Origin of the sequence: Teichococcus oryzae (assembly GCF_008386565.1) — a bacterium.
Lineage (GTDB): Bacteria > Pseudomonadota > Alphaproteobacteria > Acetobacterales > Acetobacteraceae > Pseudoroseomonas > Pseudoroseomonas oryzae.
In genome coordinates, this window is sequence record NZ_VUKA01000010.1 from 1 (window position 1) to 22,290 (window position 22,290).

22 protein-coding genes and 1 other annotated feature are annotated in these 22,290 nt (G+C 66.1%); of the genes, 8 read left to right on the top strand and 14 right to left on the bottom strand.

What is annotated here, in order from left to right; genetic code table 11:
• On the top strand, positions 1-498 hold a 498-nt coding region (locus F0Q34_RS15995), incomplete at its 5' end, for a Bug family tripartite tricarboxylate transporter substrate binding protein (protein WP_149813252.1).
• A gap of 201 nt (positions 499-699) precedes the next feature.
• Here F0Q34_RS15995 and yghU read toward each other — a convergent pair.
• Positions 700-1,575, bottom strand: a complete 876-nt coding sequence (gene yghU, locus F0Q34_RS16000) for a glutathione-dependent disulfide-bond oxidoreductase (RefSeq protein ID WP_149813253.1) — start codon at positions 1,573-1,575, stop codon at positions 700-702.
• 273 nt (positions 1,576-1,848) lie between these two features.
• Between yghU and F0Q34_RS16005 the strand changes: the two genes are divergently transcribed.
• Positions 1,849-2,448, top strand: coding sequence for a 2-hydroxychromene-2-carboxylate isomerase (locus F0Q34_RS16005; RefSeq protein WP_161600900.1), 600 nt, complete (start codon positions 1,849-1,851; stop codon positions 2,446-2,448).
• A 203-nt stretch (positions 2,449-2,651) separates the two neighbouring features.
• Positions 2,652-3,362 (top strand): M10 family metallopeptidase C-terminal domain-containing protein, encoded by a 711-nt coding sequence (locus F0Q34_RS22520; RefSeq protein ID WP_149813255.1) that lies wholly within the window; start codon positions 2,652-2,654, stop codon positions 3,360-3,362.
• A 171-nt stretch (positions 3,363-3,533) separates the two neighbouring features.
• Here F0Q34_RS22520 and F0Q34_RS16015 read toward each other — a convergent pair whose 3' ends face one another.
• Together F0Q34_RS16015 and bdcA are read right to left on the bottom strand one after the other, a co-directional pair.
• Positions 3,534-3,953, bottom strand: a complete 420-nt coding sequence (locus F0Q34_RS16015) for a hypothetical protein (protein WP_149813256.1) — start codon at positions 3,951-3,953, stop codon at positions 3,534-3,536.
• Between the two features lie 167 nt (positions 3,954-4,120).
• Positions 4,121-4,834 carry an SDR family oxidoreductase gene (bdcA, locus tag F0Q34_RS16020; protein WP_149813257.1) on the bottom strand — a complete coding sequence of 238 codons (714 nt, stop codon included), beginning with the start codon at positions 4,832-4,834 and terminating at the stop codon, positions 4,121-4,123.
• 136 nt (positions 4,835-4,970) lie between these two features.
• Here bdcA and F0Q34_RS16025 point away from each other — a divergent pair, with 136 nt between their 5' ends.
• On the top strand, positions 4,971-5,519 hold the full coding sequence (locus tag F0Q34_RS16025; RefSeq protein WP_241665528.1) for a TetR/AcrR family transcriptional regulator: 549 nt from the start codon (positions 4,971-4,973) through the stop codon (positions 5,517-5,519).
• Between the two features lie 172 nt (positions 5,520-5,691).
• Here F0Q34_RS16025 and F0Q34_RS16030 read toward each other — a convergent pair whose 3' ends face one another.
• The 4 genes from F0Q34_RS16030 to F0Q34_RS16045 are packed head-to-tail and all read right to left on the bottom strand — an operon-like array spanning position 5,692 to position 10,498.
• Entirely contained in the window at positions 5,692-6,717 is a 1,026-nt protein-coding gene (locus F0Q34_RS16030) for a hypothetical protein (protein WP_149813259.1), read from the bottom strand.
• A complete protein-coding gene (locus F0Q34_RS16035; RefSeq protein ID WP_149813260.1) occupies positions 6,710-6,967 on the bottom strand; it encodes an acyl carrier protein in 258 nt (85 codons plus the stop codon). The genes F0Q34_RS16030 and F0Q34_RS16035 overlap by 8 nt, the downstream gene beginning before the upstream one ends.
• Positions 6,964-8,874: an HAD-IIIC family phosphatase gene (locus F0Q34_RS16040; RefSeq protein WP_149813261.1), complete on the bottom strand. Its 1,911-nt coding sequence runs from the start codon at positions 8,872-8,874 to the stop codon at positions 6,964-6,966. The genes F0Q34_RS16035 and F0Q34_RS16040 overlap by 4 nt, the downstream gene beginning before the upstream one ends.
• A gap of 10 nt (positions 8,875-8,884) precedes the next feature.
• On the bottom strand, positions 8,885-10,498 hold the full coding sequence (locus F0Q34_RS16045; protein ID WP_149813262.1) for an MBOAT family O-acyltransferase: 1,614 nt from the start codon (positions 10,496-10,498) through the stop codon (positions 8,885-8,887).
• 323 nt (positions 10,499-10,821) lie between these two features.
• Positions 10,822-10,877: a sequence feature (sul1 is cis-regulatory element that is thought to sense ions involved in sulfur or methionine metabolism; They are found in Alphaproteobacteria), on the bottom strand.
• A 442-nt stretch (positions 10,878-11,319) separates the two neighbouring features.
• Here F0Q34_RS16045 and F0Q34_RS16050 point away from each other — a divergent pair.
• Positions 11,320-12,465, top strand: a complete 1,146-nt coding sequence (locus tag F0Q34_RS16050) for an HPP family protein (RefSeq protein ID WP_206668052.1) — start codon at positions 11,320-11,322, stop codon at positions 12,463-12,465.
• A 21-nt stretch (positions 12,466-12,486) separates the two neighbouring features.
• Here the strand turns inward: F0Q34_RS16050 and F0Q34_RS16055 are convergent, their stop codons facing one another.
• Both F0Q34_RS16055 and F0Q34_RS16060 read right to left on the bottom strand, forming a co-directional pair.
• A complete protein-coding gene (locus F0Q34_RS16055; protein ID WP_241665535.1) occupies positions 12,487-13,152 on the bottom strand; it encodes an RES family NAD+ phosphorylase in 666 nt (221 codons plus the stop codon).
• A 5-nt stretch (positions 13,153-13,157) separates the two neighbouring features.
• Complete coding sequence (locus F0Q34_RS16060) at positions 13,158-13,688, bottom strand: antitoxin Xre/MbcA/ParS toxin-binding domain-containing protein (RefSeq protein ID WP_149813264.1); 531 nt, start codon at positions 13,686-13,688, stop codon at positions 13,158-13,160.
• A 529-nt stretch (positions 13,689-14,217) separates the two neighbouring features.
• On the opposite strand from F0Q34_RS16060, the gene F0Q34_RS16065 reads away from it, so the two are divergent.
• Genes F0Q34_RS16065 through F0Q34_RS16075 form a run of 3 tightly spaced genes read left to right on the top strand, consistent with a single transcriptional unit; the run spans position 14,218 to position 16,852 of the window.
• A complete protein-coding gene (locus F0Q34_RS16065) occupies positions 14,218-15,585 on the top strand; it encodes a DUF2491 family protein (RefSeq protein WP_161600901.1) in 1,368 nt (455 codons plus the stop codon).
• A 33-nt stretch (positions 15,586-15,618) separates the two neighbouring features.
• Positions 15,619-16,032: a DUF350 domain-containing protein gene (locus tag F0Q34_RS16070; RefSeq protein WP_149813266.1), complete on the top strand. Its 414-nt coding sequence runs from the start codon at positions 15,619-15,621 to the stop codon at positions 16,030-16,032.
• A gap of 19 nt (positions 16,033-16,051) precedes the next feature.
• Positions 16,052-16,852 (top strand): hypothetical protein, encoded by an 801-nt coding sequence (locus F0Q34_RS16075; RefSeq protein ID WP_241665529.1) that lies wholly within the window; start codon positions 16,052-16,054, stop codon positions 16,850-16,852.
• 300 nt (positions 16,853-17,152) lie between these two features.
• Here F0Q34_RS16075 and F0Q34_RS16080 read toward each other — a convergent pair whose 3' ends face one another.
• From F0Q34_RS16080 to F0Q34_RS16100, 5 genes are all read right to left on the bottom strand, one after another.
• On the bottom strand, positions 17,153-18,139 hold the full coding sequence (locus F0Q34_RS16080; RefSeq protein WP_149813267.1) for a Bug family tripartite tricarboxylate transporter substrate binding protein: 987 nt from the start codon (positions 18,137-18,139) through the stop codon (positions 17,153-17,155).
• A 69-nt stretch (positions 18,140-18,208) separates the two neighbouring features.
• Positions 18,209-19,369 (bottom strand): CaiB/BaiF CoA transferase family protein, encoded by a 1,161-nt coding sequence (locus tag F0Q34_RS16085; protein ID WP_149813268.1) that lies wholly within the window; start codon positions 19,367-19,369, stop codon positions 18,209-18,211.
• A complete protein-coding gene (locus tag F0Q34_RS16090; RefSeq protein WP_149813269.1) occupies positions 19,366-20,331 on the bottom strand; it encodes a hydroxymethylglutaryl-CoA lyase in 966 nt (321 codons plus the stop codon). The genes F0Q34_RS16085 and F0Q34_RS16090 overlap by 4 nt, the downstream gene beginning before the upstream one ends.
• Positions 20,328-21,242, bottom strand: coding sequence for an SMP-30/gluconolactonase/LRE family protein (locus F0Q34_RS16095; RefSeq protein WP_149813270.1), 915 nt, complete (start codon positions 21,240-21,242; stop codon positions 20,328-20,330). Before F0Q34_RS16095 ends, F0Q34_RS16090 begins: the two co-directional genes overlap by 4 nt.
• A complete protein-coding gene (locus F0Q34_RS16100) occupies positions 21,239-22,231 on the bottom strand; it encodes a Bug family tripartite tricarboxylate transporter substrate binding protein (protein ID WP_161600902.1) in 993 nt (330 codons plus the stop codon). Before F0Q34_RS16100 ends, F0Q34_RS16095 begins: the two co-directional genes overlap by 4 nt.
• Positions 22,232-22,290 lie beyond the last annotated feature (59 nt).

Here is a 22,290-nt window from a genome sequence, read left to right on the forward strand (position 1 = left end):
GGCGTGGGCACCTCGGCTCATCTTTGTTCAGAGTTGCTGTTCAAGCGCGCCGGCGTTCCGTGCACGCATGTTCCTTTCCGGAGCGCCGCCCAGGTGATCCCAGCCATGCTGTCGGGCGATGTGGATTTCGCCATCGACAACCTGGCCTCCTATGCAGGGATCATCCAGCAGGGGCAGATGACGGCGCTTGGCATGACAACGGCCCAGCGCTGGCCCACCATGCCGCAGATCCCCACAATGGCAGAGGCAGGCGTTCCGGACTTCGTGGTGACGGCCTGGTCGGCCCTGATCGGCCCGGCCGGACTTCCGGAGCCCATCCAGGAACGGCTCGTCGCAGCGATGAAGGGCGTCGCCCAGGATGAGGCCGTTCGCCAGCGGTTCCTGACCGCTGGTGGACAGGCATTGGCCACCACGCCCGCCGAAGCACGCGCGCGCATGGACCGGGAACGGCCGATGTGGAAGGAGATGGTGGAGCTTTCCGGCGCCCGGATGGAGTAACCGGACGGTTCTTGCCGATCCAGGGCCCAATCGCGGGGCTCCCCGGAAGCTTCACAGGAAGCGGATTCTCTGACCCCTGTTGCTTTCGGCTTGATCCGGCCAGTGCCCGCTGCCGCCCACGCCCATCGGAGTGAGCGCGGCGGAGCAGACGGGAGGATCGTCATACGGGCAAGCTTGCAGCCTGCCCGCCTTCCCTTGGCTTCAGGATGATGGTGGGCTTGCCTGGGCCATGACAGCCGTGATGTCGGCGGCATCGTGCCTTTCGCGGAGCTGGCGGGTGGGATCGCCGCTGACACGGTTCACCAGGGCGCCACGTTGCACTGCCGGCCTGGACCCCACCTGCGCCGTCCAGCGCTGGAGGTTGCGGTATTCCTGCACCTGCAGGAACTCCCCGGCGCCATAAAGCTCTCCCTTGGCGAGCAGGCCATACCAGGGCCAGATGGCCATATCGGCCACCGTGAACTCCGGGCCCGCGATGTATTCGCTGACAGCCAGCCGCTGATCAAGAACATCAAGCTGCCGCTTGGCTTCCATGGCGAAGCGGTTGATCGGGTATTCAAGCTTCTCGGGCGCGTAGACATAGAAATGCCCGAAGCCGCCGCCCAGGAAAGGACCACTTCCCACCTGCCAGAACAGCCAGGACAGGCACTCCGCCCGGGCCGCGCCCTCCTGCGGGAGGAAGGCGCCGAACTTCTCCGCCAGGTAGACCAGGATGGCGCCCGATTCAAAGATCCGCACCGGCTCCAGGCCGCTGCGGTCCATGAGCGCCGGGATCTTGGAGTTGGGGTTCACCTCCACGAAGCCGCTGCCGAACTGGTCGCCCTTGCCGATCTCGATCAGCCAGGCATCGTACTCGGCACCGCCATGACCCGCCGCCAGCAGCTCCTCAAGCATGATGGTGACCTTCACGCCGTTCGGCGTGCCCAGGGAATAGAGCTGCAGCGGGTGCCGCCCGACCGGCAGGGCCTTCTCATGCCGCGCGCCGGCCGTGGGGCGGTTGATGCTGGCGAAAGCCCCGCCGTTCTTTTCGTCCCAGGTCCAGACCTTGGGCGGGGAATAGCCGGAGATGTCATCCATCCTGTTTCTCCAATCATCCTGTTGACCTGTGTCAGATAGGGAGCGGGTGGGATGGACAAACCCACCCCCCTTTCATCTTGAGAAACCACCGTGGCACCGGATCGCCAGAACCTGGGCCGCGTTGTCGAAGGCGGAATCCGGTAGCCGGGCGCTCCCCAGAGGACAAGGTCTTGGCGCGGGCGGTTTGACGGGCAACGGCAACCGGCGCTACCGACCTTTCAGGGGAGCGGGCACGCCAGTAGCGGGCTTGGGCAAGGAGGAATGGCTGTGGGCTTGCACATCGACTACTTCGTTTCGCTGAACTCGCCCTGGACTCACCTGGGCGCCGCACGGCTGGAAGCGATGGTGGCACGCCATGGCGCCACGCTAAGGATCTATCCGGTAGAGTTTGGCACCATCTTCTCCGCCTCGGGCGGGCTGCCGCTACCTAAGAGGTCGCCCCAGCGCCAGGCCTACCGTATGCAGGAGCTGGGCCGATGGCGGGACCATCTGGGCATTCCCATCCACCTCCAGCCTCGTTTCTTCCCAGCCGACGAGAAACTCGCCGCCCGGTGCGTCATTGCCGCCCGCGAGACCATCGGAGACGGTCCGGCCGTCGCCCTCGCACATCGCGTGCTGACAGCCCTTTGGGAACAGGAGCGCGATACCGGCGACCGGGAAGTCCTGGCAACGCTTATCGGCGAGGTGGGCCTCGACGCCACCTCCCTGCTCACATTGGCTGCGCAAGAACGGTGGGCGGAGCTGCGCGCCTCTGACACGCAAGCGGCGCTCGCACGGGGTGTGTTCGGCGCCCCAAGCTACGTGATCGGCGAGGAAATCTTCTGGGGGCAGGATCGCCTGGAATTCCTGGACCGCCGTTTGGCGAAAGGATGAATGGCACGCCGGGGGCGGAGAGATGCTGGGCGCCTGGTAACGTCCCAGCAACAAATATGAACAGATCATAAATCGTAAGCTGTGTTATCACGGGCTGTTTACTACTAACGCGTGCATAAGCAGCATTTGGTGCAAGCATTGATCAGGGCTGTTCTGTAGATCTCGGCACAGAGCGTTCCTTCTGTACCGAGAGAAACCAGGCCATGCCGATCGTCTACGGTTCTGCCAAAGCGGACAACATCAACCTTTCCACGCGCACCGCGGACTACACAATCTATGGCGACGGCCTGCATGACTATTCGGCGCAGCCAGCCAACAACACGATCCGTTCCGGCTCCGGCCATGACACGATCTATGCCGGCTATGGCAGCGACTTCGTGCAAAGCGGCGGCGGCAACGATACCATCTTCGGCTATGGCGCCGATGGCCTGACGGGCGGCGCCAGCTCCGCCTATGCTGAGCATGACGGCGACGATCTGCTGGATGGCGGGGCCGGCAATGACACCATCTTTGGCGGCGGCGGCAACGACCAGCTGCTGGGCGGCGCCGGCGACGATGTTCTGCACGGCGAGTTTGGCACCGATGGCATCAATGGCGGTGACGGCAACGACATCATCTCGGGTGGCTATGGCACCGATTACCTGCGCGGCGGTGCCGGCAGCGATATCTTCGCCTACGCCTACAGCTACAACGGCGCCGCCTCGGACGCGAATGGTGGCCGCGACGTTATTCGCGATTTCCAGTCCGGCACCGACAAGATCGACCTCAGCGGCTATTTCATCGCTCCGGCCGACCTGACCTTCACCCAGACCGCCAGGGGCCTGCTGCTGAGCTTCCCGGCCGTCTATGAAACCGGCGAGATCCTGCTCGAAGGCGTGAGCGGCGTGCGCGCGGGCGATATCGTCTTTGGCTGAACCTCGCCAGGCCTTCACCCGCCTGCCTTGGCGGCGGGAAGCAGCCTCGAACGGCCCCTTCGAGCGGGCCTGGTGGCTGCCACGCGCCCTTTCAGCAGCTTTGGGCAGGTCCTTGACCTGTCCGAGCGCGAACTTCCCGCGACGATCCTGAACATGCAAGCCATGCCTGGGTCAAAGCCGTGCCGCGCAGTCCGGCTGCCACAGTCCGGGCTCCTGATCCTGTTGCCTAATCGCGCCGTTGCGCGATGGAGGTGTAGAAGTTGCTGGCCTAAAGAAGCGGCTCTCGGCTGAAGCGCGCTCCAGGCTGTCGTTGAAGGCTCCAGCCTTGGTTTCGGACATCGCACTGGCCTTTGGCAGCAATACCCGGAATGAAGTGATCCCCGGCGCCCAGAAATCCATGCGCCCGATATCGGCAACCAGGTAGCCGCGCGACCAGACAAGATCGAACCCGATCCCGGCTAGTGAGCGGGGTATGGTCCGCATCATGCGGGAATTCGCCACAATCGTCCGGTGCATCAGGGCGTCCGAGGCTGCACCGCCATCCGTGGCCTCGGTGGCAAAGGTGAGGAGAGCATAGTCCCCGTCGAACACGATGAGATGCCCGCCGGAGCGTAGAATCCGGCGGCCTGATCGGCGACGTGGCTGATCAGGGTGAGCATCACCACCAGATCGCGGCGGTGCCTCATCGGCGGATGACATCGCTGTGGCGCTCCTAACCCGGGCACGCCGATATCCAGGCTCGTCCAGGGCTCGCCGGATCAGGCGCCGAAGCCACCATCGATGGTGTGCATCGCTCCGGTCACGAAGCCTGCTTCCGGCCCCGCCAGCCAGGCCACCATCGCTGCCACCTCCTCAGGCCGCCCATGGCGCTTGATAGCCATGACGGCGTGCTGGATATCCTTCATCGGCCCGTCCGCCGGGTTCAGCTCCGTGTCGATGGGACCTGGCTGCACAACGTTCACCGTGATTCCGCGCGGCCCGAAATCCCGCGCCAGCCCCCGCGCCATTCCCTGCAATGCGGCTTTGCTCATCGCGTAGGCCGCCAGGCCGGGGAAGGGGATCCGGTCCCCGTTGACAGAGCCGATCACGATGATCCGCCCACCTTCCGGCATCCGCCGCGCCGCTTCCACCGCCGCATGGTAGGGCGCGTTCACATTGATGCGGATCAGCCGGTCCACCGCGTCCGGGTCCTGCTCCAGCGGATCACCGAAGGCCCCAACTCCGGCATTCACCACCAGCACATCCAGTGGTCCGCTTTCCCGCACCCGCGCGATCATCGCATCCCGGTCCGCGCTGTCCGCCTGCACCGCCATGCTTCCCGTCTCGGTTGCCAGCCGCTCAGCCGCATCGCGGGAGCCCGCATAGGTGAAGCTTACCGCAGCGCCCTCTCCCGCGAAGCGCCGCACGATCGCCGCCCCGATCCCCCGGCTGCCACCGAGCACGAGAACGGACTTGCCCTGAAATCCAGCCATACGGTCCTCCTTGAGATTTAATGTAGTGGTTGCTACATCGAACTCCTGGAGAGCCCTGTCAAGGTATTTTGTAACATTGACTACAAATAGACCGCGCCCACGTGGCCGCCCTCGTCGCTTCGATCCGGAAGAGGCTGTGGCCATCGCTCAGCGCCTTTTTCACGCCCGCGGCTACGATGCGGTCAGCGTCGCCGATCTGACCGAGGCGCTCGGCATCAATCCGCCCAGCTTCTACGCCGCCTTCGGCAGCAAGGCCGGCCTCTACATCCGCGCTGTCGAGCATTACAACGAGACCGGGGCCGTTCCCTTGCCCGAGATCCTGCGCCCTGATCGTCCTGTGGCCGAATGCCTCGCCTTGCTGCTCGAGGAGGCTGCCCGTAACTACGCCGCCAACCCTGCCGCCACGGGCTGCCTTGTGCTCGAAGGCACCCGCTCCAACGATCCCGAAGCGCGCGAAGCCGCCCGCGCCGCGAACCTGGCCGCGGAGGAGGTGATCCGCCGCTACATCGCTGCCCGCCACCCTGAGGAAGCGGAACGTATGGCGGATTTCGTCAGCACCATCATGTCAGGCCTTTCCGCCAAAGCCCGCGACGGGCATGGCCTGGACCGCCTCCTTGCCACCGCCCGCCTCGCTGGTCTGGCCCTCGCACAGGCCCTTCCTGTCCGCAGTTCAGCCCGAGGCTGAGAACCGGGTCAGGCTATCCGCCAGGTTCACGCCTTCCTTTCATCCATTGGCTGCACCATCATCCTCCTCTGGATCAACGGATTTCCGGCCCAACACCTTTGTTGATCCGCGCGGCCAGACAGGCCGGCGCCGGACTGCCGTGACACGAAATCCGCGTGCCACAGGGCCAATTTCATGGGCCGGCGGCATGAAGTTGCTTGGTGGGATGATCCGAGTAGAAAGCCGTCCCCAGGGCCTGCGTATAGGTGGCGGCAGCGGACCAGCGCAGATGGATCGCGTCGAAGAAGGCGCCACTCTCCACCACCTGGGCCGCGTCGCCATCCCAGAAGCGCGCCGCCGGATCCTCCGCCAGCGCGGCCCGGATGCGGCTGTTGAACTCCGCCAGGAGTGGGGCGGCTGCATCATCCGCCTTCCAATCAGGATGCAACGGCGTGGTGGCCACCAGCAGGCGGCGCCCCTCCGCCCTCAACCGGTGCGCCAGCGCCTGCACCGCATCAAAGCATTCCTGATCCAGCGACTTCACCATCCCATAGAGCAGCGTCTCGCGGTTTCGGCTGGTATCCAGCGGCCCGCTGCCATAGCGGTCGAACACCAGGGGATCGACGAAATCTGCGCCACTGCGCTGCGCTGCGATGCTGCTGGCATTTCGCGCCAGGGAGAACGGGTCGAAATAGCGCATGTAGTAGGCCCAGGGAGAGGCCTTGGCCGAGACGTAGTCGGTCGCATCCTTGTGGTCGAAGATGGCGGTCCGGTTGGTGGTGCAGTTTTCGAAATCCTGCGGCGACGTGATCATCATCACGTCGCGGATGCTGGGCGTGCGGTCCAGGAACCAGTTGGCGGCGTAAACACTCTGATTCGCGGCCAACCCACAGAACGCGCCGTTCAGCGGCTTCACCTGCGGCACATCCTGCACCAGTTGTGCGCCATCGAAGTGCCGCCATGCGACGGAAGATCCGATCACCAGAAGATCCGGCTGTTCCGCGGCGTTGTTGCGATGAAAGGCCAGCTTCTCGTCAACGCAAAGGGAGTTCGAGAAGGCGGGCGGCGGCAGGTTGCCGGTGGCCCCCAACACCCCGAGCGTGGCATAGAACAGGGCCAACGCTGCGGCGGCGCTGCCCAGCAGCGTGGCAAGGTAGAGGGGGCGTACCGGCGGAAGCGGCGGAGCCTCCGTCTTGCCGCGTTTGGGTGCTTCAGCCATGGCCCACCGCCTCGCGCTTCGCCTCGATCAGCGCAACGAAATCTCCGACATTGTGCAGCGTTTCCAGATCCGCAGTGCGGAAGCGCACGCCAAACTGGCTTTCCGCGGCGACAACCAGACTCACATGCGCCTGGCTGTCCCAGCCCTCGATGTCATCGGCGGTGGTCTCCGGCGTGAGGACAATGCTGTCATCGTCGAAAACCTCCTGGAACACCTCGGTAAGGGCGATATAGATCTCGGACTGGCTCATGCGGCTTCCACCTCGATAAAATGTTTCGGGATTTGCACGTCACTGATGTCGCAGCGCCAGAAGGCCGCTCCGGGCTCCGCGCCAGCCGGGGGCTTCATGTGCCGGAAGCCCAGCTTCTCGTAATGTCCGGCGACCATGGTGTTTTTCGCGGTGGGCCGGTATTCGCCAATCAGCGCGGTCGCGCCGCGTAACCTGGCCTGTCCGGCCAGGATGCCGAGCGTCGCTTCCTCCACCTGCCGGCCCAGCACGCGGCAGGACATCAGCCAGGTATCGATCAGCATCTCGCCCGGCGGCAGCGCGGCATCCGGCCGCGCGATGATGACGCTGATCAGCCCGTTGTCGCCAAAGCGATCCCGCAGCCGGAGCGACAGCATCACCGCGGCGGGGTCGGCCGCGAGACGCTCCGCTTCTGCCGCGGTATAGCGGCGCGTGGTCAGGTTGAATTGGTTGGTCTTGTTGATCAGCTGCGTCGCGCGCGGCAGTTCGGCCGGGCCCACCGGCTTGGCCGTCATGGTCATTTCGAGGCTTCTGAGATAGCCGGGCAAGTCTGTCGCCTGCTCCAACGCTGCGGCGCGCTCGGCATTCAGCGCATAGGCGCGGCTCCGCACGGCATCGTCAGCGGTGAAGGAGGCCGTTTCGAAATAGGCCGCCGCCGCGATGACCTCGGGGTAGTTCGCCACATCCTCCGGCAGTTCCGGCACTGCCACATCGGGTAGCTCGCGGCGGATGATCTCGCGCTCGGCCGGGTTGTCATCCACGAAGACCAGGCTGTCGAGCCCGATGTTCAGCGTCCTGGCGATGTGGCGCAGATTGCCGGCCTTGTCGTTCCAGTTGGCGACGAAGCAGGCGATGTCGCTGCGCTTCAGCGCCATCTCGGGATGGTGGGCGAAAGCGTCCTCGGCGACCTCCGCCGTGTTCTTGCTGCACACCGCCAGGATGACGCCACGCCGCCCCAGCGCCGCCGCATAGCGCTGCATGGCAAGGAAGGCCTCGCCCGTCGCATTTCCCTGGCCAAGCCGGATGCCCTCCAGCCCGTCGTCACCGATGACGCCGCCCCACAGGGTATTGTCCAGATCCAGCACCAGGCATTTGCGCGACGTGCCCGCGACCGCGCCGCAGATGGCCGCCAGCGCCTCCCCGTAGGACGGAGCGAGGAGGGGGCTCACAAGCTGCTTCGCCTGGTGCCAGCGCACCGGATCGGCGAAGCCCGCCGCCAGCCCCGAGCGCGCCGCCTGCCAAGCGAGGTCGAGCAGCAGCACGCCCTCCTCCCGCGCGGCGCTGCGGATGGCGGCATTCAGACGCTCCGTCACCGCATAAGGGGCAGCGGGCACCAGGGCCTCGAAGCTTCCAAAGAGTAGCGGCTCGGCAGGCACCAATGTCTGCTGCACCACCTGTGCGCCATAGCGTGCCCTGGCGCGGCGCCAGAGCCTGCGCAACTCCTCGGTGCGCAGGGCCACTGCGGCGGCAACATCGGCCTCGCTGGCATCCGGCGAAAGCTCGATGCGCGCATCCTCCGCGTCCAGCGCCAGCAGGATGAGGTGCGGCGCGAAGCCTGCCAGCGCCGCGTCCTCGCCCAGCAGCACCTGCCGGTACATGCCATAGGGCGCCACATGCACATTCAATGCGAGGCGCCGCCCCAGGCCACCCACGCGGAGCGCGGGCACCAGATGATCCACCGTGTGCGAAGCCAGGATCGCCAGCCGCAGGGTGGTCAGCCCTGCGCCGGCGCCCTCCTGCCGGGCGAGTTGAGCCAGCTTGTCAATCCGCCCCGTGGCAGTGAAGTCGCGGCGGAAGCCAGCGAGGCGGATCGCCTCCGCCAGCCGCTCGCCGGCATCGGGTAGCTTGCGCGCCGCGCCGATGGCGGCGCCGAGTTCGGGATGCGCAGGCAACCAAGCGAGCTGTTCCATGGTCCTTGCCTCAGAACTGGAAATAAAGGAATTCGGTCGGCGCGGCGGACATCGCCTTGGCCATGGCGAAGAAGCCGAGCACACCGATGGCCACGGCAAATCCGACACCCGGCTTCCAGGTGGCGAAGGGCAGGGCGCGCTGCGCCCAGGCCATGCTTGGCCGCCAGCCCAGGGCGGTGCGGTAATGCCCCATGAATTGCTGCGTGTTCGGAAGAAGCCAGCAGAATGCCAGCAACAGCGCAATTTGCAGGCCCAGCACCGGGCGGAAGAATGGTCCTGGCTCCAAGGCGATACCCAGCAATCCGGCCATCGGCTCCACGCCCGGAATCCGGGCAAAGGAAGTCGGCAGCATCACGCCGTTCAGTCCCGCCATTCCCTGCAGCATGGTGAAGGCGGCTTCCAGGCTTGGCGCACGGAAGAACACAGCGCCGATCACCACGCAGAAGAAGGTGAGCGCGACGGCCGGCACCTTGTGGATGGCCTTTTCGCTATCGAGCTTCCATCCCCACTGGGCCTTCAATGCCCGCCAACCATGCGCGACGACGAGATAGAAGCCATGCAGCAGACCGAAGGCAACGAATTGCCAGCCGGCACCGTGCCACACGCCGGATATGAACATGGTCAGCAATGTCGGATAGGCGACAAGGGCGAGGAAGGTACCAGGGTCCATCCGGCCGCGCTTGGGCAAAGGCCTGCCTGCCGCCACCCGCCGGCGTGTCACACCCAGAACGATCGGATTGTATACATAAGCCGTCAGGAAGCGCGTCAACGTCATGTGCCAGCGCGACCAGTAATCGATGACGTTGTGCGCCTTGTAAGGGCTGTTGAAATTTGACGGCAGGCTGATGCCGAACAGCAGCCCCAGCCCGATCGCCATGTCGGTGTAGCCGGAAAAATCGAAGTAAAGCTGTAGCGCATAGGCCAGGGCACCGCCCCAGGCATCCAGGAAGGGCAGCGCGGCCCCTGCCTGCGCTGCGGCGAAAACCGGCGCTGCCTCGACGCCCATCGGGTCGGCGAAAACCACCTTCTTGAACAGGCCGAGCACGAAAAGCGTGACGCCGACGGAAATGTTGTCGGACCGGGGCCGGAAGTTTTCCGGATCGCCGAACTGGGACAGCATCTCGCGATGATGGGTGATCGGCCCCGCTATCAGATGCGGAAAGAAGGTGATGAACAGGCAGTAATTGAGAAAGTCATGCTCCACCACCGCGCCATCATGCGCATCCGAAAGATAGGCGATCTGCTGAAAGGTGAAGAAGGAGATGGCCAAGGGCAGGACGATGCTCGGCGCTTCCCAGCCCAGCCCGAAGGCATCCTCCGCTGCGCCGATCAGGAAGCCGGTGTACTTGTAGAAACCCAGCAGCAGCAGGTTGGCAGCGATGCCGAGGCCCAGAACCAGCCGTGACGGGCGCTTCAGCAGGTATCCGCCCAGCAGATAGTTGAAGGCGATGCTGCCCAACAGGAGCGGCAGGTACTGGGGATCCCACCAGCCATAGAAGACCAGGGACGCCAGGGTCAGCCACAGCCCGGCCAGCCTTTGCCGTCCGTTGCCGGCGAACAGAAAAAATCCGAGGAGCACTATGGGCAGGAAGCCGGTGATGAAGATGGCAGAATTGAACAGCATACTGGAGACGTCCTATCGTCCAGACATCTGCTGTGACTTTGGCAGGCCCTGAAGCTGTGTCGGCAGCCTCAGAAATGGTCCCGGGCAGCCGCGTCTCGCCTTTCCAGCAAAGACGCTTGCCTCAAGCCCCTGGCTTCAACGATCAGCACATCCCGATTGCAGAGAATGCCGATGATGAAGCGCGCCAGAAATTCCTTTCTGTACAACACAACGGAAATCTCGGGCGAACCGGGCAGGAGACCGGGACGACTTCAAATCAGGTCAACCACAGTCACGCATGGCATACTGCATTCACGTGTTGCAGTAGAGCTCCATGTCTCAGGCGTTGTCCGGCGGATCGGCGGCCGGAAGAGCCACCCGGGTTTTCACCGGGTCCGGGGTGCGTACCAAAATGTCTAAAAGATGTTTCAGGTTGAAGCAATCATGCAGAACTTCACATGGATGAGATTGATATTTTTAATTATCTGTAATCTCGCCGATGGCGCCCCTGTCTGAAGTTCAAGCAGTAAAACAGCTGGCGCGAAGTCTCCCCCTTTGTTCGTTGGGTTTCGGGACCGACAGGGCGCGGCAGCTGGCATCGTTGCCGTTCCACCTGTTGCCTGGCGCATCCGGCGCACAGGCCCACCATCATACCGACTGGCTGGACAGCCGCGCCCTGCTGGATCTATTTGCGGCCCGAACAATCCGAGATGGTGAAGCGGCCTGGCTTTGCGACAACCGCAACACGACCTGGGCCAGGAGGCAAACTTCTTGAGCAACTGCAAGGCAAGCCCGTGAAGATGCGGGCGCCCGTTTGGCTACGTGGCTTCTGGCCCACGCCGATGACCGTCAGCATAACGGAAAGGCTGCGCGGCTGTTTGGGAGCTGTGAGCGGCCTTCTGCTGACCGGCCTTGCCTCAGCCGCCATCAACGGAAACTGGTCCACACCGTCCATGCTCATTGCTCCGCTGGGCGCATCGGCCGTCCTGCTGTTCGCGGTGCCGGCCAGTCCGCTCGCGCAACCCTGGTCCATTGTTGGCGGCAACACCGTTTCTGCGCTGATCGGGGTGACTTGCGCACAGCTGATAGGCGATCCGCTTTTCGCCGCCCCTCTCGCAGTGTCCCTCGCGATCGGTGCAATGTTCGCCCTGCGGTGCCTGCACCCACCGGGAGGAGCCATTGCCTTGACCGCCGTTCTTGGCGGGCCGGCGGTGACCTCGGCCGGGTACGAGTTCGTTCTTCTTCCCGTGGGGCTTGGCTCATTGCTGCTGATGGCGACGGCGCTGGTCTTCAACAATGCGACCCGGCGGCCTTATCCGCATTCTCACCAGGCCCGTCCCTCTCATTCACACCTCACCACGGACGGAAAGCCCACGGAGCGCCTCGGCGTCAGTGCGGAGGATCTGGATGCTGCCCTGCGGCAGCATGATGAATTCCTAGACATCAGCCGCGACGATCTTGGAGAACTGGTGCAGGAAGCGGAGATGCGGGCTTACCGCCGCCGCTTCGGCCAGATCACCTGCGCAGACATCATGTCGCGCGATGTTGTCACCGCGCGACCCGACATGCCCCTGCGGGAAGCCTGGGCGCTGTTGCGCCGGCATGACATCAGGGCCCTTCCCGTGATTGACGCGGATCAGCGGGTGACCGGCATGATTTCCGAAGCTGACCTTCTGGCCGTAGTGGAAAACGGCAAGCTTGAGGGAAGGGAGGCCTGGTTTCTCCGCCTGGTCCGGCCCGGGAAGTTCTCCGCGGGACCGCCGCGGGTCGTGGGGCAGGTCATGCCACGTGGCATCCCCACCGTGACGGAAGGCATGCATGCCGTGGAGTTGGTGCCGTTGATGGCCGATAAGGGGCTGCGTCATGTTGTGGTTGTCGACCAACAACAACGGCTGGCGGGGATCATTTCCCAGGCGGATCTTATCGCCGCGCTTTACCGCGGCCGCCTTGAGGAACAAGGCGCGGGGGCAGGCAGGCAGGCAGCCTAGGCGGCGGGTTGTTCGGGGCGCCTATCGGTCGTTCAGCTTCACCATCCGGATCTGGGGCGAGGTGGCCTGGACCGCGATCCGCCAGTGATCGGTCTGGATCACCTTGAGGACATTCCGGGGCCGGTGGGCAACGATGTTGACGCCGCCCCGGTGCCGCACGCTGTCATAGATGATGCCTGCTCCACCGGAGGCGCGGATATGCTCCCCCAGGGCCTGGGACGCCACATAGCTGCCGGGATGGTAGATATCGGCCCGGTCATCCTGTCGGCGGCGGATGTCGAGATAGGAACCCGCGAGTTCCGCCGTGTAGGTGCGATAGTCGCGCGCCAGGACGGCCCTGCCGGTCGCCACGGCCTCGCGGCGCAGATGGTGGGCGACCTCGAAGGCAGCCGTGCGCAGGGCGGCCGCGGCGTACCAGGCACCCAGATCCGGCCCGTTGAAGCGCGCGCCCGCAGGCGGAGCATGCAGAAACGTTGCCATCACGACGCTGGAATTCGGTCGTCCGTAGACCCACTCCTTCTCGGGGAGCCGCCGTAGCCGCTCCTCCACCAGCCGATCATTGGTCCATCCGACAAGCTCCATGACAGCCGCGACATCGGCGGCGGTCGCCACGCTGTCAAAAAGGCCGATCGGCGGGAATTTGGAAGGGATGAGCCGGTAGGTCGGCGCCGGTGCCGCCGAGAACATGTCACTCAAGAGATGACGAGGTCCTCGTCCCGGTATGGCTGGAAATCCCCGTCCAGCGCCGCCATCGATTCCATGTAGATGCCGCCGCGCGCCGCATCGAGGAAGCGCCGGACCGCCATCAGCCCATCCTGGGTGCCGCTCGTCACCAGATCGAGTGGCCGGTGCCCTCCGAAGATGGTGGCATGATGGGGTGTCTTGAGCCAGGCGATCCCTTCCCGCTCGCTGCCATGCAGAAGAACGAGAGCCTGGTGGATGCCGAGCAGGGCTGAGATGCGGGTCAGGATGTCCACATCCAGGGTCAGCTCACCATGCTCCCGGGCGGTCTTGGCCCATTTGTGGAAGGTCGAGCGAGCAGGGCAGCCCAGGATCAGGAGCCGCTGGCCTTCATCGAGGCCCCACAGGTCGGCGATAGCTAGGAAGGTGCGCATCCCGGGCGCGCTCAGACGCTTCCGGTTCCCTGGCAGGAACCTGCCCCGGTCAAGGCGGGCAAGCCCCTCGGCGGCAGGCTGGCCCACGACACGCGAAGCTTCGGACATTGTGGCCCCCCCATTCGTCTTGAAATGGATTATGTCCCGAACGAGACTTTGTCAACCGATCAAAGGTGGCTGGGTTGCGTAAGGCAGTGCGAAGCCTTGTTGTGAACCCCGGCATGAAGGTGCCATCTGCCTCCGGTCTTCCCGAAACCGGCAACCGGCCTGTAGGGTTCCATCCAGCGAGGGTGGTTCCAGAAGCCCGGCCGTTTCTGTGAAGTTCGGCCTGGCTGCCCGAAGCCCGTAGATCGATAGGATCCTGTCGCCGATGAGCACACGTCTGCCGGCCTGCCTGTTGGGCCTGACGCTGTTGCAAGGATCGGGCGTGGCTCCGTTGTTGCCGGCGACACTGGTTTTGTCGGCCGCCACTGCCGCGTTCAGCACCCCGGCGGAGGCACGTCCCCGCTCCAGCGGCGGGTATTCGCGTCCGGGCGGTTCCTATCGGACGCCATCCGTTGGCGGGTCAGGCGGTTATTCGAGGCCGCGCACCCCTTCTTCCGGCGGCTATGCCTTGCCCCGCTCCGGCGGGGCAAACATGCCTCATGGTGGCGGAGCGTCGGCCGGGGATCGCAGCTACAATCGTTCCCAGGCTGCGGACGCCCTGCGCCGGATGCGGGAAAGCCAGGCAGCGACCGAGCGCGCGGCACGCCCGGCACCGGCCCCGGTTCCATCCAGGGGAGGCGGCTCCTATGGCGGGGGGTACAGCACGGCCCCGGGCACCAGCTACGGCGGATGGTACCGGGACCGGGGCTGGAGCGTTCCAGGCCCGGTTCTCACCGGCCCACGCAACTTTGGCGTCTGGGATGCGGCCTTCCTGTGGTTCCTGTTCAGCACGCTGAACCGCCCCGGCCATTCCGACTTCTTCCGCAACCATCAGGATGACCCCGGCTACCGGGAATGGCGGCAGGAAGCCGAGCGCCGCGCCCAGAACGATGCCGAGACCCGCGCCCGGCTCGAGGAACTGGACCGCCGGATCGCCGAAGGCGGCGATCAGCCTCGCGATCCCGATTACCTGCCCCCTGGCATCCCGGCCGAGATCGCCACGGGCAGCGAGGGAGCGGGCCTGCCCGATCGCCGCACTCCCAGCTTGGCCGAAGCGGGGCGGGCGGGTGGCGATGGCGGGCTGGCCACGGTTGGCGGCGTGGTGTTGATCGGCGGCGGCCTCCTGGCCGTGCTGGCCTGGCGCCGCCGTGGCGGGGGGCGGGGCGGGGCAGCAGGAGGCGCAGGCGGGATGGGAACAGGTGGCACACTCGCCAGCGCGGCCGGCATGCTGCGCCACAAGGCATCTGGTCAGGGCTACGCGCCTTCCCGCTTCCGGGTCGGCATGACCCTTACACTGGATCCGGCGCCATTCCTGCTGGCGGCCGGGTCCACCCATGTTTCCAATCCCCCTGGCGCCGGAGGCACGGTCAGCGTCGAGGAGGTCGGCCGGATCGGCGGCGATGTTCCGGGCGGGATGGTGCGCCTCTACCTCCCGGGAAGCAGGGCCATGCTGCAGCTTCACCTTGGCCATCATAATGAACCGGATGAGTGCCGTTATTTCGCGCCGCTGGACGAGGTGACCCCGGCCGATGAGGCGGAATGGGGCGCGTGGCTGGACCCGCGGGAGGGCATGATCGGCTGGCCTGAGTTCCAGACGCGGGACGGCAGGCTTTATGCCCGCGCCTGGTCGCCCGGCCAGTCCCGCATCCAGCCGCGCCAACTGACGGAGGAAGTCGAATCCACCTCGGGGCGCCGGACTGTCAGCAGCCAGGCCATGCTCTACGCCGCCCCCACAGGCCTGGCTGCCCCCGCGCCGCAAACGGAATACATCATTGTCTCCGCCATCGAGGATGGCGGGCAGGCCTGGGTCGAGATCCGCGCCGGTCTCGACATCAACCCGGCCTCCCTGTCACTGGCCTGAACCACCCGCAGCGCGAAGGACGAAGCGACAATCATGGATTTGATCCTCGGCACCTTGCAGGCGGGCCTGCCCGTTCTCGTCACGCAACTCGCATTGACACTGGGCCTGTTCGCCCTGGGCGTGGCGGCCTACATGGCCATCACGCCCTTTCACGAGATGCGGCTGATCCGCGCCGGCAACCCTGCCGCCGGCATCGTGCTGGCGGGCAGCATGGTGGCGCTGGCCATCCCGCTGGCGGCCACCCTCGCGACCAGCCGCTTCACGCTCGACATCCTGATCTGGGGCCTGGTCGCGCTGGTGCTGCAACTGCTTACCTTCGTGATTGCCACGCTGCTGATCCGGGGCCTGCGCGCCATGATCGAGGCCGGCAATGTTGCCGCCGCCTGGTTGCTGATGGGCGTGCAGATCGCCGTGGCGCTGCTCAATGCCGGCGCCATGGCCGGCTAGCGGAACAACGGAAAGGGAGATGACCATGCTCGCCTTCATTCGCAACCTTGTCGGCGTGAAGACCGATCAGGCTGTCAACAACGCTGTCGAGGCCATTGTCCGGTGGGATCCGAAATCCGCGACCGAGGCGGAGCTGCGGACCATGGAGCAGCACCTGGACCAGCTTGGCCTGCAGGTCGCCGAAGCGCGGCAAGCCTATGAGCGCGAGAAGCGCGAGGCCGACACCATCCAGGCCCTGTCGCAACAGCGCCTCGCCGCTGCCGAGCAGTTGCAGCGCCGGGCGGAGGCCGCGACAGATCCCGCCCAGAAGAGCGAGCTGGAACGCTCCCTTGGGACGCTTCTCACGATGCTTGAGGAGATGGCCCCCGAGGTGGAGCGGGAAAAGCAGGATGCCGTCGATGCGCAGGATTTCCTGAATACCTTGCAGCAGACCTATGAGCAGGCGGGCAGCAAGCTGAAATCCGCCCGCTCGGAGCTGGCGCGCGCGCAACGGGACATGACGCGCGCGGAAGCGCAGCGCGATGCCGCGGAACGCCGGGCCGAGGCCGCCCGGCAGGCCGCCGGGCTGACCGGAGCCACCAGCGGACTGAGCGTCGCGCTGAAAACGATGCAGGAGGCGGCCGCTCGGGACCTGGCGCAGGCCGAGGCCGCCAATGCCAAGGCCAAGCTGCTGACGCCAACCCAGCCGGAGAAAGACGACCCGAACATCGCCGCGGCCATGGATGCGGCGGCGGGCCGGCTGCCGGCGCCGGTCAATCTCGGCGACCGGCTGGCCGCGATCCGCCAGAAGCAGGGCGCGCAGCGGCTCATCTCCGGATAATGGCTGAAAAGCTGAGCGGCGGGGAACGTCCTGGCTGTTTGCCGGGATGAGCCCGCTTCAGGAGGGCCGCTTCTCCACCTGACCTTCAGGCATGGCCGGGTTGCCTCCGCGCTATCAGGGCTCCGAAAGGCCAACAATGCCTGGCAGCGCCGCGCCGGCTTCCGGGAGCCGCGCTGCCAATGATTGCCGCGGCGGCATCCGGAAGACTATCGGCCCGAGGAAGGATGCCGCTCCGCCGCCGGGGCCGGAATCCGCGCATGACCGGCATCCATCCTGAGCGCGCGGAACCTGCCTGCCGCCTTAGTTCACGACAACCCGGGCCTCCTTGACGACGCGCCCCCATTTGGCGTTCTCGGCATGCAGGAAAGTCGCGAACTCCTCTGGCGTGGAGCCCAGCGGCTCACTGCCTTCGGCGGCCAGCTTGGTGGCGACAGTGGGATGGCGCAGCACTTGGCGGATCGCCTTGTTCAGGGCCAGGATGGTCTCGGGCGGCGTGCCGGCGGGCACGACCACCCCGGTCCAGTTCACCGCCTCATAGCCAGGGAAACCCAGCTCGGCCACGGTCGGCACCTCCGGCATTGCCTTCATGCGCTGCGGCGATGTCACCGCCAATGCCCGCACCGCCCCGGACTCCAGAACACCCCTGGCCGCCAGCGGATTGGCGAAGAACAAATCGATGCGGCCGGCCAGCAGGTCGGTCAGCACGGGTGCCGCGCCGACATAGGGCACCACCACCATCTCGATCCCCGCCTGCACGGCGAACATCTCGCCGGACAGATGCCCAGTGGTGCCGGCGCCGGAATGGCCGACATTCAGCACCCCCGGCTGCTTCCGCGCATCGGCGACCAGCGCGTCCAGGTCCTTCCAGGGCGCATCCTTGCGGACCACAAGCAGGTTCGGCTGCTGCGCCACGGTGGAAACAGGGGAAAGATCCCGCAGCGGATCGAAGGGCATGGAAGGATAGAGGCTGGGATTGATAGCCAGGTTGGCTGTCTGTCCCATGCCGATGGTATAGCCATCCGGCTGCGACTTGGCGACAAGGTCCAGCCCGACATTGCCACCCGCGCCGGGGCGGTTCTCCGCCACAACCGTCCAGCCGGCGACTTCCGCCAGGCGATGCGCGACCTCCCGCGAGATGACATCGGTCCCACCCGCGGGTGGATAGGGGACGATCAGGCGGATCGGCCGCAGCGGCCAGGCCGCCGCCGATGCCCGTCCCACCAGGAACGGCGCCGCTAGCCCCAGCCCCGCGCCAAGCAGGCCACGGCGCCTGAGAGTGATGTTCATCGAATGCTTCTCCCTTTGCCCGCCGAGCCATGTCCGGCGGGTCGTTCGATCCTGTTGCAGCCGGCCGCCTTATTCCGCCGCGCGCGGCACAGGCCGGAACGGGCCGAGAATGTCTTCCGTCTGTGCCCCTGCCGCCGGCGGATCGCTGCGCCGCCCAAGCCGCTTGGCGCCGAACTGGATGGGGAGGGCGGGCGCCGCCGTTTCCGTTCCATCCGGCAGGCGAAGTGGCACCATGCCTCCGGCATGATTGAGGTGCGGGTCGTCATAAAGATCCCAGGGCCGGGTGATGCGCGCGAAGGGCAGGCCGGCGGCCTCGCACATCGCCTCAAGCTCCGCGATGGAATGCCTGCGCAGGAGGCGGGCAACCAGCGGGATCAGCTCGCCCCGCCCCTGGGACCGCAGCGTGTTCGTGGCCCAGCGGGAATCACGCAGTTCCGGCGCGTCCAGCCGGGCGGTGAAGATCTGCCATTGCCGGTCCGTCACCACGCCGATGAAAAGCTGCGCCCCATCGCTTGATTCGAAAACGTCATACACCCCCCAGGCCCGCTTGCCCGCAGGCATCGGAGGCGGCTCCTGGCCCGAGATCGCCTGTTGCAGCATGTGCGTGGACACAAGATAGGCCGAGGTCTCGAACAGGCCGGATTGCACATGCTGCCCCTGGCCCGTCATCTCCCGCTGCCGCAGCGCGGCCATGATGGCGACGGCGCCGAACAGGCCACCCATCATGTCATTGACCGGGGCGCCCGCCCGCAGCGGCCGCCCCTGCGGCCCTGTCATATAGGCAAGGCCGGTCATCATCTGTACCACCTCGTCCAGCGCGGTCCGGTTCTCGTAAGGCCCGGAAAGAAAGCCCTTCAAGGAACAATAGACGAGGCGTGGATTGCGCGCGGAAAGGGCGGCATAGCCCAGCCCCTGGGCCTCCAGCCCGCCGGGGCGGAAGTTCTCGATCAGCACATCGGCCGTGTCGATCAGCCGCAGCAGCGCCGCCAGCTCCTCCGGGTCCTTGATGTCCACCTGCACGCTTTTCTTGTTGCGCGAGAAGGCGGCGAAGAAGCCGGTGCCGGAGCTGGTCAGGACCCGCGTGCGGTCCCCCGTGCCGGGCGGCTCCACCTTGATGACCTCGGCGCCCAGATCGGCCAGCACCAGACCGCAGCTCGGCCCCATCACCATGTGGGAGAATTCGACAACGCGGATGCCGTCAAGGGGCAGGGGTTGTTGCACCGCGCTCATGCCGCCCGCGCCTTTGCCCGATAGGAGCCGAGCCCGCCGCCGCGCAGCATGGCGCTGGGCAGGCGGTGGCCGACGATCTCCTCGGCCAGGGCCGAGGCCGCGAGCAGCGCCTCCACATCGACGCCGGTGGGGACGCCCAGTTCCTCGCAGAGGAAGACCAGTTCCTCGGTCGCGATGTTGCCGGGGGCGCCGGGATGCGCCGCGAAGGGGCAGCCGCCCAGGCCGCCCACCGCCGCATCGAACTCGCGCACGCCGAGCCTGAGGCCTGCATAAGCGCAGGCGACCGCCATTCCGCGCGTGTCGTGCAGGTGCAAGCCGATGCGCTGCGCCGGGTATCGCTCCCGCACCGCGCCCACCAGCCGCTCCACATGGGCGGCATTGGCCCAGCCCATGGAATCGGCGATGGAGATCTTCTCGATGGCGCAGCCGGTTTCATCGGCCAGCGCCATGGCATCCGCCAGCGCCGAAAGCGCCTGCGGCACGGTGACATCGCCCGAGAAATTGCAGCCAAAGGAGGCCATCAGGCTGATTCGGGTGACCGGAACCCCTTCCGCCTGATGCACCGCCACATGCTTGCGCATGGCTTCCAGCTGTCCGGCATGGTCGCGATTGAGGTTGCGCTGCGAGAAAGCTTCCGAGGCGCTGACGGTGATGGAGCCTTTCACCGTCAGGCGGTCACGGAAGGCCAGGGTGCGCCTCAGCCCGGCCGGATTGAACCAAAGGGCGATGTATTCGACGCCAGGACGCGGGGTGAAGCCGGCCACCACATCCTCCGCATCGGCCCAGCCGGGTACCATCTTCGGATTGACGAAGGAGGCCACTTGGATGCGCCTGAGCCCGGTTTCCGAAAGCGCGTGGATCAGCGCGACCTTGCGTTCCGTCGGGATTGGGCCTGGCTCGATCTGGAAGCCTTCCCGGGGGCCTTCCTCGGTGATGTCGACGCTCTTGGGCAGGTCGCTCATGCTGAATGCTCTCCCGAGGTTGCGGCGGGATGGTCCCACGCCGCCTGCAGAATGGTTCCCGTGGTGGAATCCGTGATGACAACACCGCCTTCAGGGCGGAACGCGACATTGGTGGTGAAGCTGCCGCGGCAGGAACGCAGCGCGGCAACCAGTTGCCCCTGCGCGCCCAGCACCAGAACATGCCCGAGCCCCGCATGCGCGACGAGCAGGTTGCCCCTCGCGTCCACCGCCATGCCATCCGGCCCGGTCGCGCCATGGAAGCTGGCGAAGCGGTGCACCTTGGCGGTGCCGCCCTGCGGCAGCAGCGGCACGCGCCAGACGGCGTTGTCGCGCGTCATGGCGACAAACAGCACATCCTCCTCCGGCGAGAGGGCCAGGCCATTGGGGCTTGGCCCATTGGCGATGAGGCAATCGAGCCGCCCGTTACGTGTCAGGCGGAACACCCGACCGGTCGGATCATGCAGCCCGGTCTGGCCCTGGTCGGTGAAGTAGAGGTCGCCGTTGCGGGCGAAGGTGAGGTCGTTGACGCCCTTGAAGCGCTCGCTGTTGCAGCGGGCCAGCACCGGCTCGATGTAGCCGGATTCCGTATCCAGGGCCAGGATGCCGTTCTTGTAGTCGGTGATGAAGAGGCGGCCATCCGGCGCCAGGGCCAGCCCGTTCGGTTCGCCATCGTAATCCGCGACACAGTGCCATTCGTCACCTTCCACGCGGAACACACGGCCATGCGGGATGTCGGTGACAAAGAGCCGACCATGAGAATCGTGGCACGGGCCTTCGATGAAGCTGTCCACCACCTGGCCGCGCTTGTTGGCGCGCGACCATTCGGTGACGACCGGGCGGCGAAGTTCCGCCGGCATCTCGCTGAACACGCTGGTGAGGGTGATAACCGGCGGCGGAAAGAGGCCCATCATTGCGGGGCGATCCCGGCTTCGCGCAGGACGGATTCCCAGCGCGCGATCTCCCCGGCAACGTAGCTCTGCGCCGCGGCGGGATCGTTGCCGACGATGCGGTCAACGCCCAGCCTGGTGAGCTGCTGGCGCACCGCCTCATCTCCCAGGACGGCGGCAGCCTCCTTCTGCAAGGTCGCGATCACGCCCGGAGGCGTGCCACGCGGCGCCATCAGCACCTGCCAGACACTGAAGGTGGCATCGGGGAAGCCGGCCTCGGCCACGGTGGGCACGTCCGGCATCACCGGGCTGCGCGCCGGCGCGGAAACCGCCAGGGCCCGGCCCTGGCCACCCTGCGCCGTGGCGAAGCCGGTGATCCCGGCATCATACAACATGTCGATGCGCCCGGCGGCGAGGTCCAGAACGGCGGGCGCGCTGCCGCGATAGGCGACCTCTTCCATCTTCAGCCCGGCCGCCTTCAGGAACAACAGGCTGACCAGTTGCAGCGCGCCGCCATTGCCGGCGCTGGCGTAGCGCAGCCGCCCTGGTTCCCGCCGCGCCCGCGCCACAAGGTCAGCGACGCTGCGGTCGGGCGAGGAAGGCGGGACCAGGAGCACCATGGGGCTTTCCGCGACCACCGTCACCGGCACCAGATCCTTGACCGGATCATAGTCCAGCTTGGCGTAAAGCGCCCGGTTCACCGCATGGCTGGTGTTGGTGAACAGCAGCGTCGTGCCATCCGGTTCGGCATGCGCCACGGCGGAGGCGGCGATGTTGCCGCCCGCGCCGGTCCGGTTCTCCACAACGAAGCGTTGAGGCAGCCGCTTGCTCAATCCGTCCGCGAGCAACCGCGCCACCAGATCGGTTGGCCCCCCCGCCGAGGCGATAACCAGCATCTTCACCGGCTTGTTCGGCAATTCCGCCGCCCCGGCCAGGGCCGGAGCCGCCGCCATGCCAGCCGCGGCCAGCATCAACGCCAATCGGCGCGAAAGCGCCGTGCGCCACCACATCATCTTGTTTCCTCCTTCTGGCTGCCATCCTCTCATCGGGATGGCTGGCCGGTATCCTGGCT

Bases quoted from the DNA above. Each gene is read 5' to 3' on its own strand.
- yghU (WP_149813253.1), bottom strand. From the start codon at position 1,575: ATGGATGACATCTCCGGCTATTCCCCGCCCAAGGTCTGGACCTGGGAC.
- F0Q34_RS22520 (WP_149813255.1), top strand. From the start codon at position 2,652: ATGCCGATCGTCTACGGTTCTGCCAAAGCGGACAACATCAACCTTTCC.
- bdcA (WP_149813257.1), bottom strand. From the start codon at position 4,834: ATGGCTGGATTTCAGGGCAAGTCCGTTCTCGTGCTCGGTGGCAGCCGG.
- F0Q34_RS16030 (WP_149813259.1), bottom strand. From the start codon at position 6,717: ATGGCTGAAGCACCCAAACGCGGCAAGACGGAGGCTCCGCCGCTTCCG.
- F0Q34_RS16035 (WP_149813260.1), bottom strand. From the start codon at position 6,967: ATGAGCCAGTCCGAGATCTATATCGCCCTTACCGAGGTGTTCCAGGAG.
- F0Q34_RS16040 (WP_149813261.1), bottom strand. From the start codon at position 8,874: ATGGAACAGCTCGCTTGGTTGCCTGCGCATCCCGAACTCGGCGCCGCC.
- F0Q34_RS16045 (WP_149813262.1), bottom strand. From the start codon at position 10,498: ATGCTGTTCAATTCTGCCATCTTCATCACCGGCTTCCTGCCCATAGTG.
- F0Q34_RS16050 (WP_206668052.1), top strand. From the start codon at position 11,320: ATGACCGTCAGCATAACGGAAAGGCTGCGCGGCTGTTTGGGAGCTGTG.
- F0Q34_RS16055 (WP_241665535.1), bottom strand. From the start codon at position 13,152: ATGTTCTCGGCGGCACCGGCGCCGACCTACCGGCTCATCCCTTCCAAA.
- F0Q34_RS16060 (WP_149813264.1), bottom strand. From the start codon at position 13,688: ATGTCCGAAGCTTCGCGTGTCGTGGGCCAGCCTGCCGCCGAGGGGCTT.
- F0Q34_RS16065 (WP_161600901.1), top strand. From the start codon at position 14,218: ATGCCTCATGGTGGCGGAGCGTCGGCCGGGGATCGCAGCTACAATCGT.
- F0Q34_RS16070 (WP_149813266.1), top strand. From the start codon at position 15,619: ATGGATTTGATCCTCGGCACCTTGCAGGCGGGCCTGCCCGTTCTCGTC.
- F0Q34_RS16075 (WP_241665529.1), top strand. From the start codon at position 16,052: ATGACCATGCTCGCCTTCATTCGCAACCTTGTCGGCGTGAAGACCGAT.
- F0Q34_RS16080 (WP_149813267.1), bottom strand. From the start codon at position 18,139: ATGAACATCACTCTCAGGCGCCGTGGCCTGCTTGGCGCGGGGCTGGGG.
- F0Q34_RS16085 (WP_149813268.1), bottom strand. From the start codon at position 19,369: ATGAGCGCGGTGCAACAACCCCTGCCCCTTGACGGCATCCGCGTTGTC.
- F0Q34_RS16090 (WP_149813269.1), bottom strand. From the start codon at position 20,331: ATGAGCGACCTGCCCAAGAGCGTCGACATCACCGAGGAAGGCCCCCGG.
- F0Q34_RS16095 (WP_149813270.1), bottom strand. From the start codon at position 21,242: ATGATGGGCCTCTTTCCGCCGCCGGTTATCACCCTCACCAGCGTGTTC.
- F0Q34_RS16100 (WP_161600902.1), bottom strand. From the start codon at position 22,231: ATGATGTGGTGGCGCACGGCGCTTTCGCGCCGATTGGCGTTGATGCTG.